At 71.2% G+C, this 16,990-nt stretch carries 17 protein-coding genes; 9 read left to right on the top strand and 8 right to left on the bottom strand.

Annotated features, from left to right (window positions below; all coding sequences use genetic code 11):
* Positions 1-146 precede the first annotated feature (146 nt).
* Positions 147-539 carry a DUF3099 domain-containing protein gene (locus tag DDJ31_RS08660; protein WP_127180868.1) on the bottom strand — a complete coding sequence of 131 codons (393 nt, stop codon included), beginning with the start codon at positions 537-539 and terminating at the stop codon, positions 147-149.
* A gap of 246 nt (positions 540-785) precedes the next feature.
* Between DDJ31_RS08660 and DDJ31_RS08655 the strand changes: the two genes are divergently transcribed.
* On the top strand, positions 786-1,073 hold the full coding sequence (locus DDJ31_RS08655) for a GlsB/YeaQ/YmgE family stress response membrane protein (protein WP_127180869.1): 288 nt from the start codon (positions 786-788) through the stop codon (positions 1,071-1,073).
* A gap of 69 nt (positions 1,074-1,142) precedes the next feature.
* On the opposite strand, the gene tyrS is transcribed toward DDJ31_RS08655, so the two are convergent.
* From tyrS to DDJ31_RS08635, 4 genes are all read right to left on the bottom strand, one after another.
* Complete coding sequence (gene tyrS, locus DDJ31_RS08650) at positions 1,143-2,411, bottom strand: tyrosine--tRNA ligase (protein ID WP_127180870.1); 1,269 nt, start codon at positions 2,409-2,411, stop codon at positions 1,143-1,145.
* A gap of 44 nt (positions 2,412-2,455) precedes the next feature.
* Positions 2,456-3,850 carry a metallopeptidase TldD-related protein gene (locus DDJ31_RS08645; protein ID WP_127180871.1) on the bottom strand — a complete coding sequence of 465 codons (1,395 nt, stop codon included), beginning with the start codon at positions 3,848-3,850 and terminating at the stop codon, positions 2,456-2,458.
* Complete coding sequence (locus DDJ31_RS08640) at positions 3,847-4,020, bottom strand: hypothetical protein (protein WP_206280845.1); 174 nt, start codon at positions 4,018-4,020, stop codon at positions 3,847-3,849. The genes DDJ31_RS08645 and DDJ31_RS08640 overlap by 4 nt, the downstream gene beginning before the upstream one ends.
* A gap of 812 nt (positions 4,021-4,832) precedes the next feature.
* Positions 4,833-6,359, bottom strand: a complete 1,527-nt coding sequence (locus DDJ31_RS08635) for a TldD/PmbA family protein (protein ID WP_127180872.1) — start codon at positions 6,357-6,359, stop codon at positions 4,833-4,835.
* 212 nt (positions 6,360-6,571) lie between these two features.
* Here DDJ31_RS08635 and fabG point away from each other — a divergent pair, with 212 nt between their 5' ends.
* From fabG to DDJ31_RS08620, 3 genes are all read left to right on the top strand, one after another.
* Positions 6,572-7,276: a 3-oxoacyl-[acyl-carrier-protein] reductase gene (fabG, locus tag DDJ31_RS08630; RefSeq protein ID WP_127180873.1), complete on the top strand. Its 705-nt coding sequence runs from the start codon at positions 6,572-6,574 to the stop codon at positions 7,274-7,276.
* A 5-nt stretch (positions 7,277-7,281) separates the two neighbouring features.
* Entirely contained in the window at positions 7,282-8,049 is a 768-nt protein-coding gene (gene fabI, locus DDJ31_RS08625) for an enoyl-ACP reductase FabI (RefSeq protein ID WP_127180874.1), read from the top strand.
* A 196-nt stretch (positions 8,050-8,245) separates the two neighbouring features.
* Positions 8,246-8,590: a hypothetical protein gene (locus DDJ31_RS08620; RefSeq protein WP_127180875.1), complete on the top strand. Its 345-nt coding sequence runs from the start codon at positions 8,246-8,248 to the stop codon at positions 8,588-8,590.
* On the opposite strand, the gene DDJ31_RS08615 is transcribed toward DDJ31_RS08620, so the two are convergent.
* The gene (locus DDJ31_RS08615) at positions 8,571-9,260 is read right to left on the bottom strand and encodes a FadR/GntR family transcriptional regulator (RefSeq protein WP_127180876.1); all 690 of its coding nucleotides are present in this window, start codon (positions 9,258-9,260) and stop codon (positions 8,571-8,573) included. The two genes, DDJ31_RS08620 and DDJ31_RS08615, sit on opposite strands and share 20 nt — an antisense overlap.
* 82 nt (positions 9,261-9,342) lie before the next feature.
* Here DDJ31_RS08615 and DDJ31_RS08610 point away from each other — a divergent pair, with 82 nt between their 5' ends.
* From DDJ31_RS08610 to DDJ31_RS08600, 4 genes are all read left to right on the top strand, one after another.
* Positions 9,343-10,845, top strand: coding sequence for a CynX/NimT family MFS transporter (locus DDJ31_RS08610; RefSeq protein ID WP_127180877.1), 1,503 nt, complete (start codon positions 9,343-9,345; stop codon positions 10,843-10,845).
* A gap of 48 nt (positions 10,846-10,893) precedes the next feature.
* Positions 10,894-11,010 (top strand): SGM_5486 family transporter-associated protein, encoded by a 117-nt coding sequence (locus DDJ31_RS39000; RefSeq protein WP_093836269.1) that lies wholly within the window; start codon positions 10,894-10,896, stop codon positions 11,008-11,010.
* A gap of 196 nt (positions 11,011-11,206) precedes the next feature.
* Positions 11,207-11,413, top strand: a complete 207-nt coding sequence (locus DDJ31_RS08605; RefSeq protein ID WP_127180878.1) for a hypothetical protein — start codon at positions 11,207-11,209, stop codon at positions 11,411-11,413.
* A 65-nt stretch (positions 11,414-11,478) separates the two neighbouring features.
* Positions 11,479-11,997, top strand: coding sequence for a SixA phosphatase family protein (locus tag DDJ31_RS08600; RefSeq protein WP_127180879.1), 519 nt, complete (start codon positions 11,479-11,481; stop codon positions 11,995-11,997).
* 121 nt (positions 11,998-12,118) lie between these two features.
* On the opposite strand, the gene serB is transcribed toward DDJ31_RS08600, so the two are convergent.
* Positions 12,119-13,333, bottom strand: coding sequence for a phosphoserine phosphatase SerB (gene serB / locus DDJ31_RS08595; protein ID WP_127180880.1), 1,215 nt, complete (start codon positions 13,331-13,333; stop codon positions 12,119-12,121).
* A 241-nt stretch (positions 13,334-13,574) separates the two neighbouring features.
* Between serB and DDJ31_RS08590 the strand changes: the two genes are divergently transcribed.
* Positions 13,575-16,091: an ABC transporter ATP-binding protein/permease gene (locus DDJ31_RS08590; protein WP_127180881.1), complete on the top strand. Its 2,517-nt coding sequence runs from the start codon at positions 13,575-13,577 to the stop codon at positions 16,089-16,091.
* Between the two features lie 102 nt (positions 16,092-16,193).
* Here the strand turns inward: DDJ31_RS08590 and DDJ31_RS08585 are convergent, their stop codons facing one another.
* Entirely contained in the window at positions 16,194-16,931 is a 738-nt protein-coding gene (locus DDJ31_RS08585; protein ID WP_127180882.1) for a transglycosylase SLT domain-containing protein, read from the bottom strand.
* Positions 16,932-16,990: the final 59 nt, after the last annotated feature.

Genomic DNA, 16,990 nt, shown 5'->3' with positions numbered 1-16,990 from the left:
TCCGTCGCTCCGACGGGGGATGCGGAGCGCTTACGAAGTATGTCACGGGAGACCCGCGGCCCGGCACCGGAACAACACGATTGATCTGAGCTTTTCTTGAGCCTGGCGGCCGCGGACCTTCCGCTTTTCGGCCATCCTCGCCGACGTCAGGCCCGCTCGCGCGGACCACTGTGCGCGCCCGGCGCACGCCCCCCGGCCCCGTCCTCCGGGACGCCCTCCGTGAAACCGTCGGCCGGCCGCGGCGCGGCCAGCATCGGCCGCACCGGAGCGGTCACGAACGTGGTGGGCAGCCCCGGCGCGTTCTCCCGCCCGGCGTTGGCGATCACCACCGCGACATACGGCAGGAGCACCCCGAGCACCAACGCCACCACGGCGACATGCCGTTCGACGTTCCACAGGGTGGCCGCGAGGATCACGGACAGGGTGCGGATCAGCATGGAGATGACATACCGGCGCTGCCGCCCGCGGACGTCCTCGTCGAGTCCGGTACGGGCCCCGGTGATCCGGAAAACCTGGCTGTCGCCGTGCCGCTTCAGCATCACTGTCCACCCTCCGCCGGCCTCGGACTCTCCCCGGCCCAGGCCCGGTGCGCCTCCGGTCGGCGGCCTTCCCGGGCAGCATCCACGGTACGCCGCGCCCGCCCCGGCCACGAGAGCGGGGCCGCCTCCGTACGCGACCGGGTGAACGCCCCGGCCGCGCCGGCCGGCCCCGCCCGACATGCGGCGCGGCGCCGACGGCCCGACACTGGGCGAAATGCTCACGTCGAGCTGAACCAGGAGGCAGCCATGGGCTGGTTGTGGGCGATCATCGTGGGATTCGTGCTGGGCCTGATCGCGAAGGCGATCATCCCGGGCAAGCAGCACAGCCCCCTGTGGCTGACGACGATCTTCGGCATGCTGGGCGCGATCGTCGGAAACGCCGTCGCGCGAGCCGCCGGAGTGGCCTCCACCTCGGGCATCGACTGGACCCGGCACGCCTTCCAGCTGATCGCCGCGATCATCATCGTCGCGGTGGGCGACATGCTGTACATGGCGACGCTCGGCAAGCACAAGCAGCAGCGCGGACGCGTCTGAACCCGCGCACACAGCTGAGGGGCGCGGGACCCTCCGGTCCCGCGCCCCTCAGCTGTGGGTCCGTCGTCCCTACGCGCCGGTCACCTCGACGGCGGCGAGATTGCGCTTCCCGCGCCGCAGCACCAGCCACCGGCCGTGGATCAGGTCGGCCGCGGTGGGCACCGCGTCCTCGCCCGCGACCTTCACGTTGTTGACGTAGGCCCCGCCCTCCTTCACCGTCCGGCGCGCGGCCGACTTGCTGGCCACCAGACCGACCTCGGCGAACAGGTCGACGACCGGCGCCAGCTCGGTGACCTGGATGTGCGGCACCTCGGAGAGCGACGCGGCGAGCGTCCGCTCGTCGAGGTCCGCCAGCTCACCCTGGCCGAACAGGGCCTTCGACGCGGCGATCACCGCGGCCGTCTGGTCAGCGCCGTGCACCAGCGTCGTCAGCTCCTCGGCCAGCGCCCGCTGCGCCGCCCGCGCCTGCGGACGCTCCTCGGTCTGCCGCTCCAGCTCCTCCAGCTCGGCCCGGGAGCGGAACGACAGGATCCGCAGGTAGCCGGAGATGTCCTGGTCGTCGACGTTCAGCCAGAACTGGTAGAACGCGTACGGCGTCGTCATCTCCGGGTCGAGCCAGACGGCGCCGCCCTCGGTCTTGCCGAACTTGGTGCCGTCCGCCTTGACCATCAGCGGGGTGGCGACGCAGTGCACCGACGCCCCCGGCTCCAGGCGGTGGATCAGGTCGAGCCCCGCCGTGAGGTTGCCCCACTGGTCCGAGCCGCCCTGCTGGAGGGTGCAGCCGTAGCGCCGGTACAGCTCAAGGAAGTCCATGCCCTGGAGCAGCTGGTAGCTGAACTCCGTGTAGCTGATGCCCTCCTGCGACTCCAGGCGACGGGCCACGGAGTCCTTGGTCAGCATCTTGTTGACGCGGAAGTGCTTGCCGATGTCCCGCAGGAACTCGATCGCCGACAGCCCGGCCGTCCAGTCCAGGTTGTTGACCATGACCGCCGCGTTCTCGCCCTCGAAGGACAGGAACGGCTCGATCTGCGACCGCAGCCTGGTCACCCAGTTCGCGACCGTCTCCGGGTCGTTCAGGGTGCGCTCCGCCGTCGGACGGGGGTCACCGATCTGTCCGGTGGCCCCGCCCACCAGCGCCAGCGGGCGCAGCCCCGCCTGCTGGAAGCGCCGCATGGTCAGCACCTGCACCAGATGACCGACGTGCAGGGAGGCCGCGGTCGGGTCGAAACCGCAATAGAAGGTGACCGGACCGTCCGCGAGCGCCTTGCGCAGTGCGTCCTCGTCAGTGGACTGGGCCCACAGCCCACGCCACTTCAGCTCGTCGACGATGTCCGTCACGGTTCTCGTATCTCCTCGGGTGGTCTCGTGATCCGGGTACGAGGTTATACGCCCTGACTGACAGAGCTCATATTGAAATCGGGCACCCGCAGCGCGGGCATCGCGGCCCTGGTGAACCAGTCGCCCCACTCCCTGGGCAGCGTCTTCTCCGTGCGCCCGGCCTCGGTGGCCCGCTTCAGCAGCCCCACGGGCGACTCGTTGAACCGGAAGTTGTTGACCTCCGCGGTCACCTCGCCGTTCTCGACCAGGTACACGCCGTCCCGGGTCAGACCGGTCAGCAGCAGGGTCGCCGGGTCCACCTCGCGGATGTACCAGAGGCAGGTCAGCAGCAGGCCCCGCTCGGTGGCCGCGACCATCTCCTCCAGGGAGCGGTCGTCGCCGCCGTCCAGGATCAGGTTGTCGACGGACGGCGCCACCGGCAGGCCGGTCAGCCCCGCGCTGTGCCGGGTGGTCGTCAGCCGGGACAGCTCGCCCTCCCTGATCCAGTCGGTGGCCGTGATCGGCAGCCCGTTGTCGAACACCGACTCGTCGCCGCCCGAGGAGTGCGCGAGCACGAAGGGGGCCGACTCGAGACCGGGCTCGTCCGGGTCGCTGCGCAGCGTCAGCGGCAGCTCCGCGATCCGGTCGCCGAGCCGGGTGCCGCCACCCGGCTGCGAGAACACCGTCCGGCCCTCGACCGCGTCCCGGCCCGACGCCGACCAGTACTGGTAGATCAGCAGGTCCGCGACGGCGGTCGGCGGCAGCAGCGTCTCGTACCGCCCGGCGGGCAGCTCGGTGCGCCGCTCGGCCCAGCCGAGACGGACGGCGAGTTCGGCGTCGAGTGCCGCCGGGTCGACGTCCTTGAAGTCCCGCGTGGCACGTCCCGCCCACGCCGAGCGGGCGCGGTCGGGCGACTTCGCGTTCAGCTCCAGCGTGCCGTTGGGCTGGTCGTGCCGCAGCCGCAGCCCCGTCGAGGTGCCGAGGTAGCTGCTGACCAGCTCGTGGTTGGCGAACCCGTACAGCTCACGGCCGCCGGCCCGCGCGCGGGCGAACGCCTCCCCGAGGGCGGGCGCGAAGTCGGCGAACACCGCGGACGTCGTCTCGGCGGGCCCGTCCGTGAACTCCGGCGAGTGCGGCACCCCCGACACCAGCGGCTGCGCGTCCTCGGCGGGCCCCGCACCGCGCGCGGCGGCCTCGGCGGCCCGCACCAGCGGCTCCAGCTCGTCGGCGGTCACGGCCGACCGGGAGACCACACCGGAGGCGGCCCCCTGGCCGCCGTCCACGGTGGCGACGACGGTGAGCCTGCGCCCACGCGTGACCCCGTTCGTGGTGAGCGCGTTGCCCGCCCAGCGCAGATTGGCGGACGAGTGCTCGTCGGCGATGACGACACAGCCGTCGGCGGTGGACAACTCCAGCGCCCGCTCGACGATCTCGTGCGGCTTGACGCTACGGGCGCTCATCGACCGGCCTCCTGCGTGGTGTTGATGATGTCGACGCCCTTGAAGAGGGCGGAAGGGCAACCGTGCGGCACGGCGGCCACCGGACCCCGGAAGCCGGTGGTCGTCGCCCGGTACGCGACGTCCCGCGGTCGGCCGCTGAACCGGACATGCACGGCAGGGTTGCGGGGCATCCCCCGAGGATCGGCGTTTGCGCAGGTCAGACGGGTCTCCACGGGCTGTCCTCAATCCCTGTTCATACGGGTCGAAACCGGACTGTACGGGGTCTGGTGGTGACCTGGTGCCGACGTCCGGACCCGCCTCGGAACTCCCCGAAGCGGGCCCCGGATGCCGGGTTCCGGGTCGGATCAGAGGCTACCCACCGATCGCCTGTGCGGGTGTCACACCCGACCGCACTACGAGGGAACGGCCCCCGCGCCAGACGTCCGGCGGAGAGGGAACGGTGGATGGCGGGACTGTACGAGATCTGGCAGCGGGCGGAAGTGTCGCGCAGGCTCGACGTGTTGTCGGGCTTCATCGCGATGTGCGCAGCGGGTGACGACGACGCGCGACGCCGTCTCGACCAGCTGGTCGCCGGCGCGCACGCGGCCCTGTCCGCGTCACCCCCGGATCTGCTGCTCGCCTCGGATCACCTGGACGAACTCGTCTGGTGGGCTGACACGGAGTGGGCCGATCACCCCTGTCGTCCTGTCGAAGCCCGGCCATCTGGAAGCCGCGGAGCGGGAGATCCGACGTATGGAACAGGTTGGCGCCGTGCGGTCGCGGGAGAGTCGCCGCGGCTGATGCGCGGGTTTCCGAGGGCCGCGGCTTCGGAACGATCTCTGCACGTGACCGGGGCTCAAGCCGGAGCCCGTCAAGGGGCTGGTCGTCCCGCCCTCGCTGACGTCCTCCGAGGACGGCATCGAGGACTGGGACGACGTGGCACGGAGCGTCGCTGTGATCGCGTGTCGACCTGGTGCGGGCTTCGAGCCGGAGCGGCCACCCGTCAGGAACGGCCGGACTCGTCGGAGGTGTTGAGGATGTTCACACCCCGAAACATTGCTGACGGGCACCCGTGAGACACGGCGGCGACCTGCCCCGGCTGTGCCTTTCCGCAGTTGAAAGCCCCTCCGAGCACGTACGTCTGCGGGCCTCCGACCGCTTCCATGGAGCCCCAGAACTGGGGAGTGACCCCCTGATACGCGAAGTCCCGGATCTGCCCCTCCAGGCGGCCGTTACGGATCATGTAGGCCCGCTGACCCGTGAACTGGAAGTTGTAACGCTGCATATCGATGGACCACGACCGGTCCCCGACCACGTAGATCCCGCGGTCCACCCCGCCGATCAGGTCCTCCGTCGACAGTCCCGCCGGGTCGGGGCGCAGTGACACGTTCGCCATCCGCTGCACCGGCACGTGCCCGGGGGAGTCGGCGTACGCGCAGCCGTTGGAGCGGTCGAAGCCGGTCAGCCGCGCGATCCTGCGGTCGAGCTGGTAGCCGACCAGGGTGCCGTCCTTGACGAGGTCCCAGGACTGCGCCTCGACGCCCTCGTCGTCGTAGCCCACGGTCGCCAGGCCGTGTTCGGCGGTGCGGTCGCCCGTGACGTTCATCAGCTCGGAGCCGTACCTGAGCGTGCCGAGCTGGTCGAAGGTGGCGAAGGAGGTGCCGGCGTAGGCGGCCTCGTACCCCAGCGCGCGGTCCAGCTCGGTGGCGTGGCCGATGGACTCGTGGATCGTCAGCCACAGGTTGGACGGGTCCACGACCAGGTCGTAAAGCCCCGGTTCGACGCTCGGCGCGCGCATCTTCTCGGCCAGCAGCTCCGGGATCCGCTCCAGTTCGCCGTCCCAGTCCCAGCCGGTGCCGGTCAGGTACTCCCAGCCGCGGCCCGCGGGCGGCGCCACCGTGCGCATCGAGTCGAACTCGCCGCTCGACTCGTCCACCGACACCGCCGACAGCTGCGGGTGCAGCCTGACCCGCTGCTGGGTCGTCACGGTGCCCGCGGTGTCCGCGTAGAACTTGTTCTCGTGCACGGTGAGCAGCGACGCGTCGACGTGGTTCACCCCGCGCGCGCCGAGCAGCCGCGCGCTCCAGTCGGCCAGCAGCGCCGACTTCTCCTCGTCGGGCACGGCGAACGGATCGATCGCGTACGACGACACCCAGGTCTTCTCGGCGTGCACCGGCTCGTCGGCCAGCTCCACCCGCTCGTCGGACCCGGTCGCCTTGATGACCTGCGCGGACAGCTTGGCCATCGCGACGGCCTGGGAGGCGACGCGGGCCGCCGCGTCCATCGTCAGATCGACACCGGAGGCGAACCCCCAGGTCCCGCCGTGCACCACGCGCACCGCGTACCCGAGGTCGGTGGTGTCCGACGACCCGGCGGGCTTGGCGTCCCGCAGCCGCCAGGACGCGTTGCGCACCCGTTCGAACCGGAAGTCGGCGTGCTCGGCGCCGAGCGCACGCGCGCGGGCCAACGCGGCGTCGGCGAGGGCGCGCAGCGGCAGCGCCGTGAAGGCTTCGTCGATGGAATGGGGCACCGAGGTCTCTCCCTGCCTGTCGTGACCGGTGGTCGGTCCGATGATGTCGCACCGGGGGCGCGTTTCTGTAGGGACCCCACAGTGACTCCCGGATGTCACTGTCGGTGCCCGATTCTCCGGCTCCGGGCCAGGACCGATAGGTTTTTGAGGAACCCGCCTGTCATCGAGGTGTTCGGGCGGGGCTGTCAGACCGCTATCGAAAGGGTGATCCGTTGAGCCGCTCGGTTCTCGTCACCGGAGGAAACCGGGGCATCGGCCTCGCCATCGCCCGCGCGTTCGCCGACGCCGGCGACAAGGTCGCCGTCACCTACCGTTCGGGAGAGCCGCCGGCCGGCTTCCTCGCCGTCAAGTGCGACATCACCGACACCGAGCAGGTGGAGCAGGCCTACAAGGAGATCGAGGCCGAGCACGGCCCGGTGGAGATCCTCGTGGCCAACGCGGGCGTCACCAAGGACCAGCTCCTGATGCGGATGTCCGAGGAGGACTTCACCTCGGTCATCGACACGAACCTCACCGGCGCCTTCCGCGTGGTCAAGCGGGCCAACCGCGGCATGCTGCGCGCCAAGAAGGGCCGGGTCGTCCTGATCTCCTCCGTGGTCGGTCTGCTGGGCTCCGCGGGGCAGGCGAACTACGCCGCCTCCAAGGCCGCGCTCGTCGGCTTCGCGCGCTCCCTCGCCCGTGAGCTGGGGTCGCGCAACATCACCTTCAACGTCGTCGCGCCCGGCTTCGTCGACACCGACATGACGAAGGTGCTCACCGACGAGCAGCGCGCCGGCATCGTGTCGCAGGTGCCGCTCGGCCGCTACGCGCAGCCGGAGGAGATCGCCGCCGCGGTGCGGTTCCTCGCCTCGGACGACGCGTCGTACATCACTGGAGCCGTCATTCCCGTTGACGGCGGACTGGGAATGGGTCACTGATCACCATGAGCGGAATCCTCGAGGGCAAGCGCGTCCTGATCACCGGTGTGCTGATGGAGTCCTCCATCGCCTTCCACGCCGCCAAGCTGGCGCAGGAGCAGGGCGCGGAGATCATCCTGACCGCCTTCCCGCGGCCCACGCTGACCGAGCGCATCGCCCGCAAGCTCCCCAAGCCCGCCAAGGTCATCGAGCTGGACGTCACCAACGACGAGCACCTCGGGCGCCTGGCCGACCTGGTCGGCGAGGAGCTGGGCGGCCTCGACGGCGTCGTGCACTCCATCGGCTTCGCGCCGCAGGACGCGCTCGGCGGCAACTTCCTGAACACGCCGTTCGAGTCGGTCGCCACCGCGATGCACGTCTCGGCGTTCTCCCTGAAGTCGCTGACGACGGCCTGCCTGCCGCTGATGCAGAACGGCGGCGCGGTCGTCGGTCTCACCTTCGACGCGCAGTACGCGTGGCCGCAGTACGACTGGATGGGCCCGGCCAAGGCCGCCCTGGAGGCCACCAGCCGCTACCTCGCCCGTGACCTGGGCAAGCAGAACATCCGCTGCAACCTCGTCTCGGCGGGCCCGCTCGCCTCCATGGCCGCCAAGTCCATCCCGGGCTTCAGCGACCTGGCCGCCGTCTGGGACACCCGCTCCCCGCTGGAGTGGGACCTCAAGGACCCGGAGCCGGCCGGCAAGGGCATCGTCGCCCTGCTCAGCGACTGGTTCCCGAAGACCACGGGCGAGATCGTCCACGTGGACGGCGGGCTGCACGCCATCGGCGCCTGACACCCGTACGACGCACAGACCGAGGGCCCGCGCCACCACCGGCGCGGGCCCTCGGCCGTGGCTCCGCCGCCCGCGCCGCACGTCGCCCGTTCGGCCTAGCCGACCGGGCGGTGGGCAGCCCGGGGCGCGCACTCTTGAGTCATCTCGACCCCACCGCGCGGTTCCCCTGCGGAGCACGGCTGAGGAGGTCTCCCTTGTGCGCATGTCCAGGAGCATGGCCTCAGCGACCGTGGCCGTCGCGCTGCTGCTGTCCCTGCCGTACGAGGCGGCCCCCCGCGCGCGCGTGAAGAGGCCCGCCGCGGCGCCTGAGCTGTTCGGAGCCGCGTGCCGCACCGAGGTGCGGGGCTCCCATGTGACCGCGTACTGCCACAACCCGTACCCGGAGCCCGACCGCGTCAGCCTGCACGTCCAGTGCGACCGCTGGTGGGACGTGGGCAGCGACGGCAGCCCCGTCGCCGCTGGACCGGCCATGACGGTGCGGCTGACCGGCCGGTGCTGGAAGGATGTCGGCGCGGTCTGGGTCAGCCACCAGAAGGGCTGAGACGGCTCGGCCGGCACAGGAACGGATAGCTCGCCGCCTCCGCGCCCGCCGCCTCGGTGTCGCCCGCGCGGATCGCGTCGACCAGCCGCGCGTGGTCCATGTACGTCTCCGGCGTCAGCTCGGTGCCGACGTCCTCGCGCAGCCAGGCCAGCATGACCTCGCCGAGGTCCGCGTACATCGCGATCACCACGTCGTTGTGCGAGGCCGACACCACGGCCAGGTGGAACGTCGCGTCCGCCGACACGAACGCCTCCGAGTCGCCCGACCGCCAGGCCTGCTCGCGCCGTGCCAGCAGCGCGTCGAGCTGCGCCAGGTCCCGTTCGGTGCGCCGCTCGGCCGCCATCCGGGCCGCCGACGACTCCAGGGTGGCCCGCAGCTCCGCGACGTGCCGCGGGTCGGAGTCGGCGAACCTGCGGTGCATCACGCCCGCCAGCTCGCTGGTCGCCACCACATAGGTGCCCGAGCCCTGCCGGATGGCCAGCAGGCCGTTGTGGGCCAGCGCGCGGACGGCCTCACGGACGGTGTTGCGGGCGACACCGAGCTGTTCGACCAGCTCGGGTTCGGTCGGGATGCGCGATCCGACCGGCCACTCGCCCGAGGTGATCTGGTTCCGCAGCTCGGCGATGACCTGCTCGGACAGCACCGAACGGCGTGGGTGGCTCAAAGGCATGGCACACCTTCGCACGGGGAGAGCGGGTCAGGACGACCCGGGGATGGACAACAAAACATCCCATCATTCTATGATGGGCCTTATGGCAAGCGAGGAAACCCGGACGAAGTCGTCCCCGCACATACGCACCACCGAGTCCTCCGCGTCCCCCGGGACCGCGGAGCCGGCCCCCACCGCGACGGCCGGCGGCCCGACGGGGAAAACCGCCACGCGCGCGTGGACGGCGCGACTGCTCATGGTCGGCATCGTGCTGACCGCCCTGAACCTGCGGCCCGCCATCACCAGCCTCGGCGCCCTCCTCGAAGAGGTCCGCGACGGGCTCGGCATGAGCGGCGGCGTCGCCGGGCTCCTCACCTCCGTGCCCCCGGTCTGCTTCGCCGTCTTCGGGATCATGGCCCCGCGCCTCGCCCGCCGCTTCGGACCGGCCACGGTGGTCTGCGCGGGCATGGCGGCCATCGCCACCGGCCTGGTGATCCGCCCCTGGGTGGGCGGCACGGCCGGGTTCCTCGCGGCCAGCGCCCTCGCCCTCATGGGCATCGCGGTCAGCAACGTCCTGATGCCGGTCATCGTCAAGCGCTGGTTCCCCGACCGGGTCGGCTCCATGACCGGCCTGTACTCGATGGCGCTCGCCCTCGGCACATCGGCAGCGGCGGCCGTGACCGTCCCGCTCACCGACGCCCTGGGCGGCAACTGGCGATCGGGCCTCGGCGTCTGGGCGGCCCTCGCCGCGGTGGCGGTGCTGCCCTGGATCCCGTTCGTGCGCGACCGCCGCGGCGACACCCGGGGCCAGGAGAGCCACGCGCGCGTGCGAACGGCCGACGGCGGCCCCACGACGACGCCGGGACCCCGGAACGGCGACGCTCCCACGACGGCGACGTCAACGCCGACGCCCGGCCCCCGCACCGAAGACGCCCCCGCGCGCACCGAAGGCACGCGGGACACGGCACCAGGCGCCCCCGCGCCCGCCGCCCCCGCCCACGCGGACACCGCCCCAACCGCCCTGCGCATCACCCGCAGCCCCATCGCCTGGGCGCTCGCCGTCTTCTTCGGGCTCCAGGCCACCGCCGCCTACATCACCATGGGCTGGATGGCGCAGATCTTCCGGGACGCGGGCCTCTCCGCGGGCACCGCGGGTCTGCTGCTCGCCGTGACGATGGTGATGGGCGTCCCGCTCGCCTTCGTCATCCCGCGGCTCGCGACCCGGCTGCCCCACCAGGGGCCCATCGTGATCGTCCTCGGCCTGTGCGGCCTGGCCGGCTACGCCGGTCTCTACCTCGCCCCCGCCGGCGGCGCCTGGGCCTGGGCGGTGCTGCTCGGCATCGCGAACTGCGCCTTCCCGCTCGCCCTGACCATGGTCGGCATGCGGGCCCGCACCGGCGCGGGCGTCGCCCAGCTGTCGGCGTTCGCGCAGAGCGCCGGCTATCTGATCTCCGTGCCCGGTCCGCTCCTGGTCGGCGTGCTCTACCAGAGCAGCGGCGGCTGGGGCCTGCCGATCGCCCTCATGGCGGGCCTCATGGTGCCGCAGATGGCGGTCGGCGTGCTGGCCGGGCGCAACCGCACGGTGGAGGACGAGGCCGCCCGCTGACCTCACCCCGGCGGGCCCCGCGCCCGCCGGGGGTGCGAGACTGGCGCCATGCCAGTGCTCGACCCGAACCCCCGCAACGGCCAGAAGAAGATGCTCCTGGTCTTCGGATCGTTCTTCGCCATCTTCGTGATCATCGGGATCATCGCGACGATCGCCTCTCCCTGATCACCCGCCGCTCCCGACATCCCTGACACCCGGCGGTGGGGTTAACCCCCCATCCCCTAGGGGGCGGGTGTCAGGGTCAAGTGGGTGGATCTCCGGATGGGTTGAGGGCCGCGGAGTCCGTAGCGTCTGAGTGTGACCGCGGCATCGGGACCGCGGCCCCCGCACCGGACCCGCCCGAAGCCCACCGGAGGCAGCGATGTCGGCCAGTACCCACACCCGGCACCACACGACCACCCCGGGCGGTGTCGACATCAGGCTCCCCTGGTGGGCGCTGGCCCTGCCCGCCCTCGCCTTCGTCGCACTGCTCGCCCTGATGCTCAACCCCACCGACGCCCAAGCGGCGACGGGCGACCCGGCGATCACCCACCTCGTCGAGCGCGCTCAGCAACTGCTGCGTCACTGAGCACCGACAAAGCGGCACGTCAACTCCCTGCGCCCCATGGCCTGTTTCGTGCGAAGCTGGATTGCATGAGCGTCGCAGAACCCCGCAGGATCGTCCTCTTCCGGCATGCGAAAGCCGACTGGCCGCAGGTGACCGACCATGAGCGCCCCCTCGCCGAGCGGGGCCGTCTGGACGCCGCGGAAGCCGGACGCAGGCTGGCCGACACCGGCATCCCCCTCGATCTGGCCCTCTGCTCCACGTCGACCCGGACCCGCGAGACCTGGAAACTGGCTGTCCACGAGTTCCCGCACCGGCCGAAGACCAGCTACGAGGAGCGCATCTACGACGCCTCCCCGGGCGAGCTGATCGCGCTGCTGAACGAAACCCCGGACGACACCGGCAACGCCGTCCTCATCGGCCACAACCCGGGGGTGCAGAGCCTCGCCGAGATCCTCGTCGGCGCGGTCGAGGGCGACGCCGGGCAGCGGCTGGCCCGCCGCGGCTTCCCGACCGCCGCGTTCGCCGTCCTGACCTTCGAGGGCTCCTGGAAGTCGCTGGAGCCCGGCACCGCCACCCTGGTCGACTTCTGGGCACCGTCCGAGTGACCCCACCGGCGGACCGGGGGCCCGGCACCACCGAAGGTGCCGGGCCCCCGGTCCGTCCGCCACGGCCCGCGGCGCCGACATCAGGCCCCCGCCGCCCCCCGACGGCCGCCCCGCCCGACGCTCAGACGTCGTCGTGCGTGTCCGCCGCCTCGACCTCTTCCCGGGTGACGCCCAGCAGATACAGGACGGTGTCGAGGAACGGCACGTTCACCGCGGTGTGCGCGGCCTGCCGGACGACCGGCTTCGCGTTGAAGGCGACCCCGAGCCCGGCCGCGTTCAACATGTCCAGGTCGTTCGCGCCGTCACCGATCGCCACCGTCTGCGCCAGCGGCACACCCGCCTCCGCGGCGAACCGGCGCAGCAGCCGCGCCTTGCCCGCCCGGTCCACGATCTCCCCGGTGACCCGGCCGGTCAGCTTCCCGTCGACGATCTCCAACGTGTTGGCCTGCGCGAAGTCGAGCCCGAGCCGCTCCCGCAGATCGTCGGTCACCTGGGTGAACCCCCCGGAGACCACGCCCACTTGGTAGCCGAGCCGCTTCAGCGTCCGGATCAGCGTGCGCGCGCCCGGCGTCAGCCGCACCTCGCTGCGCACCTTCTCCACCACCGAGGCGTCCAGCCCGGCGAGCAGCGCCACGCGCGCGTGCAGCGACTGCTCGAAGTCCAGCTCCCCGCGCATCGCCGCCGCCGTCACCTCGGCGACCTGGTCCTCGCAGCCCGCGTGCGCCGCGAACAGCTCGATCACCTCGTCCTGGATGAGCGTCGAGTCGACGTCCATCACGATCAGCCGCTGGGCCCTGCGGTGCAGCCCGGCCGCGACCACCGCGACGTCCACGCCGAGCGCGCCCGCGTCGGTGACCAGGGCGGTGCGCAGCGGCTCGGTCTCGACACCCGAGACGGCGAACTCGACCGCCGTCACGGGGTACTTGGCCAGCCGGAAGATGCGGTCGATGTTGCCGCCCGCGCGGGTGATGCGGGCCGCTATGGCGGCCGTCGCCTCCGCGGTGAGCGGGTGGCCGAGCACGGTCACCAGGGAACGGCCGTGCCCGCGCGGCCGGTTGTCGCCGAGGCCGGAGATGATCTCGGCCTGCATCTTCATCGACTCCGCCCAGCTGTGGACGGTGGACCGCAGGTTCCCCTCCACCCCTTCGGCGGGCTCGGTCACCAGCGCGCACAGCACCATGCGACCGCGGGTGACGACCTGCTCGATGTCGACGACGTCGACGGAGAAGGCGGCGAGGGTGTCGAAGAGGCCGGCCGTGATACCCGGCCGGTCCTTGCCGAAGATCTTGACGAGGATGGTGGGGGCGTCCGAGGACGAAGGCTGCGAAGCACTCATGGTGCACCCACCGTATCCGGCACCCCGTGCCTCCCGCCGCGGCGGTCCGACCAGCGGACACGGAACAGTGGGTGACGCCCGGGTGACGCCCCGCTTTCCCACGGGCGGCCCGCGCGGCACGCAGGGCCACCGGGGTCGCGCACGCCCGACTTTCGGACAGGGGGCCGAGCCTGGAATAGTTCCCGACGATGTTCGACATCCCTAGACTCCCCGCGACGGGGGCAAATCGGGGGACTACTCAGTGGGGCTTGGCGTGCCGGAACTCGTACTGGAATCGAATGGACGGACCTGGACACTTGACGCGTCCAGGCCATACACCCTCGGACGCGATCCGCAGGGCGACATCGTGCTGGACGACGCCCGGGTCTCCTGGCGTCACGCCACGGTCACCTGGGACGGCCGCGGCTGGGTCCTCGAGGACCACGGCAGCACCAACGGCACCTTCGTCGAGGGCCGGCGCGTCAACCGCGCGGAGATAGCCGCCGGTTCGGCCGTCCACCTGGGCAACGCGACCGACGGCCCGCGCGTCAGCGCCCGGGGCGCCGCCGCCGTCGCCGCACCGCAGGCCGGGCAGCAGCCCCAGGCGCGGCAGCAGCCGTACGCGGCGCAGGGCGCCGGTGCCGGCTGGGGGCAGCAGCAGGCCGCGCCCCAGCAGCAGCCGCAGCAGCAGCCCGGTGGCCGGATCCCGGCGCAGCAGGGCCCGGACGGCGCCGCGGGGGCCGCGCCGATCCACGGCGACCGCTCCCCGACCACGTTCCACCAGTTCTCGCTCGGCCGGGTGATGCGGATCGGCCGCGCCCTGGAGAACGAGCTGGTCGTCTCCGACCTCCAGGTCTCGCGCCACCACGCCGAGTTCCACGCCACACCCGACGGCCGGATGCAGATCCGCGACCTCGGCTCGCACAACGGCACGTACGTCAACGGCCAGCCGATCGCCAAGGGCGGCACCCAGGTGCTCGGCCCGACCGACGTCGTCGGTGTCGGCCACTCCACCTTCCGGATCGTCGAGGACCGCCTCGAGGAGTTCGTCGACACCGGCGAGGTGTCGTTCTCGGCCCGCCATCTGACCGTCACGGTCGACGGCGGCAAGCAGATCCTCAAGGACGTCTCCTTCGGCGTCCCGGAGAAGTCCCTGATCGCGGTCATCGGCCCGTCGGGTTCCGGCAAGTCGACCCTGCTCAAGGCGCTCACCGGCTACCGGCCCGCCGACCAGGGCGACGTCCTGTACGACAACCGCAACCTCTACAAGCAGTTCGCCGAGCTGCGCCAGCGCATCGGTCTGGTCCCGCAGGACGACATCCTGCACAAGGAGCTGAGCGTCAAGAAGGCCCTCAAGTACGCGGCCAAGCTGCGCTTCCCCGCCGACACCACGGCCGCCGAGCGCAACTCCCGCATCGACGAGGTGCTGCGCGAGCTGAAGCTCGACATCCACAAGGAGAAGCGGGTCAGCTCCCTCTCCGGCGGTCAGCGCAAGCGCGTCTCGGTCGCCCTTGAGCTGCTCACCAAGCCGTCGCTGATCTTCCTCGACGAGCCGACCTCTGGGCTCGACCCGGGCATGGACCGCGACGTCATGCAGCTGCTGCGGGGCCTCGCCGACGACGGCCGCACGGTCCTCGTCGTCACCCACTCCGTGGCCGAACTCGCGATCTGCGACAAGCTGCTCGTGATGGCGCCCGGCGGCAGCGTCGCCTACTTCGGGCCGCCCGAGGAGGCGCTGAACTTCTTCGGCTACGACACCTGGGCCGACGTCTTCTCCGCCTTCGAGAACTACCGCGACTACGACTGGGCGGGCCGCTGGAAGGGCTCGCAGCACTACCAGATGTACGCGGCCGACATCGACGCCGTCGCGTCGCAGCCCGCGCAGACGTCGCCGATGCAGGGCATGAAGCCGCCGAAGCCGCAGGGCTGGACGAGCCAGTTCGTCACCCTGGTGCGCCGGTACACCTCGGTCCTGATCTCCGACCGGGGATTCCTGGCGCTGATGGTGATCCTGCCGGGCGTCCTGGGCGCGGTGAGCCTGCTCATCAACCCGGACAAGGGGCTGCTGCCGAACCTGGCCAACGCGCAGACCGGCCGGATCGTCCCGAACGGCACCGCCACCACCGTCCTGCTGATCCTGGCGGTCGGCGCCTGCTTCGCGGGGGCCGCGAACTCCGTCCGCGAGCTGATCAAGGAACGGGTGATCTACGAGCGGGAGCGGGCCACCGGCCTGTCCCGCTCGGCGTACCTGATGTCCAAGGTCTTCGTGCTCGGCGTGATCACCGTCCTGCAGGGTCTGCTGGTCGGTGTCATCGGCTTCTCCGGCCGTGAGCTGCCCGAGAAGGGCCTGGTCTTCGGCGGCTCCACGCTGCTGGAGCTGTCGCTGCCGATCATGGCGCTCGGTTTCACCGCGATGATGTTCGGCCTGATCATCTCGGCGCTGGTCAAGACGGCCGAGAAGACCATGCCGCTGCTGGTCATGTTCGCGATCATCCAGATCGTTTTCACGGGCTGCCTGTTCACGCTGAACAGCACGGTCGGCGTCAACCAGGTCTCGTATCTGATGCCGTCCCGCTGGGCGGTCGCTGCCGCGGGCGCCACGCTGGACTTCAACAGGATCAGCCCGCCCGACGCGGGCGAGAGCAACGACCCGCTGTGGGAGCACACCGTCGGCGCCTGGAGCCTGGACATGATCGCCCTGATCGTCCTCGGAGTGATCTGCGGCTTCTTCGTGGCCCGCTTCCTGCGCCGCCACGAGCCCGAGGTCATGCGCGACTAGCTCGGCGTCGTGCGCGACCAGCTGTGCGCGGACGGCGGGAAGGGCGGCACCCCGTGCGGGGTGCCGCCCTTCGGCGTTCACGTGGAGAGGTCCGCGCCGACCTCAGTACGCGCTGTTGACGTTGTCGATCGAGCCGTACTTGTCGGCCGCGTAGTTGGCGGCGGCGGTGATGTTGGCGACCGGGTCGTAGATGTTCGAGGACGTGCCCTTGACGTGGTACGCCTTGAACGTCGGCGGGATCACCTGGAGCAGACCCTTCGAGGGGATGCCGTTGATCGCGTTGATGTCCCAGCCGTTGATGGCGTTCGGGTTGCCCGAGGACTCCCGCATGATGTTGCGGTACAGACCGTTGTACGAACCCGGTATGCCCTTGCTCTTCATGATGTCGAGGGACTCGTTGATCCAGCCGTGCAGGTTGTTGCTGTACGACTTGGCGGCGGCCGGCTTGACCGCGGTGCGCGCGGTGGAGCGGCTCGCGGTCTTGGCCTTGTGGGCGGCCTCGGCCTTCTTCTTGGCCGCGGCCTCCGCCTTCTTCTGCGCGGCGGTGTGCGCGGCGGCCTTCTGCTTCGCCGCGGTCTTGGCCTTGGCGGCCTCGGCCTTCAGGCTGGCGCCGGCCAGCTGGTCGGTGACGCTGGCCTTGACGTCCTTGATCGGCTCGGTGCTGTACGCGACGTGGGACTGTGCCGAGGAAGCGGCCTCGCTCGTGGCGGGCTGCGCGTTGCCCGGCACCGTGGAGAAGGCCACGGCGGCGGCACCGAGGGTGGCGACACCGGCGATGGCGATCTTGTGGTGACGGGTCAGGGCGCGACGTCGATCACGGAAGGAGATGTTCTTGGGCATGGCAGACGGACCTCTTCGAATAGCGCGGAGGTCGCTCTACGTCCGGACGTCCGGCGGGG

Source organism: Streptomyces griseoviridis, from assembly GCF_005222485.1.
In the GTDB taxonomy this organism is placed as follows: Bacteria; Actinomycetota; Actinomycetes; order Streptomycetales; family Streptomycetaceae; genus Streptomyces; species Streptomyces hintoniae.
This window is presented reverse-complemented; position numbering and strand designations above follow the sequence as displayed.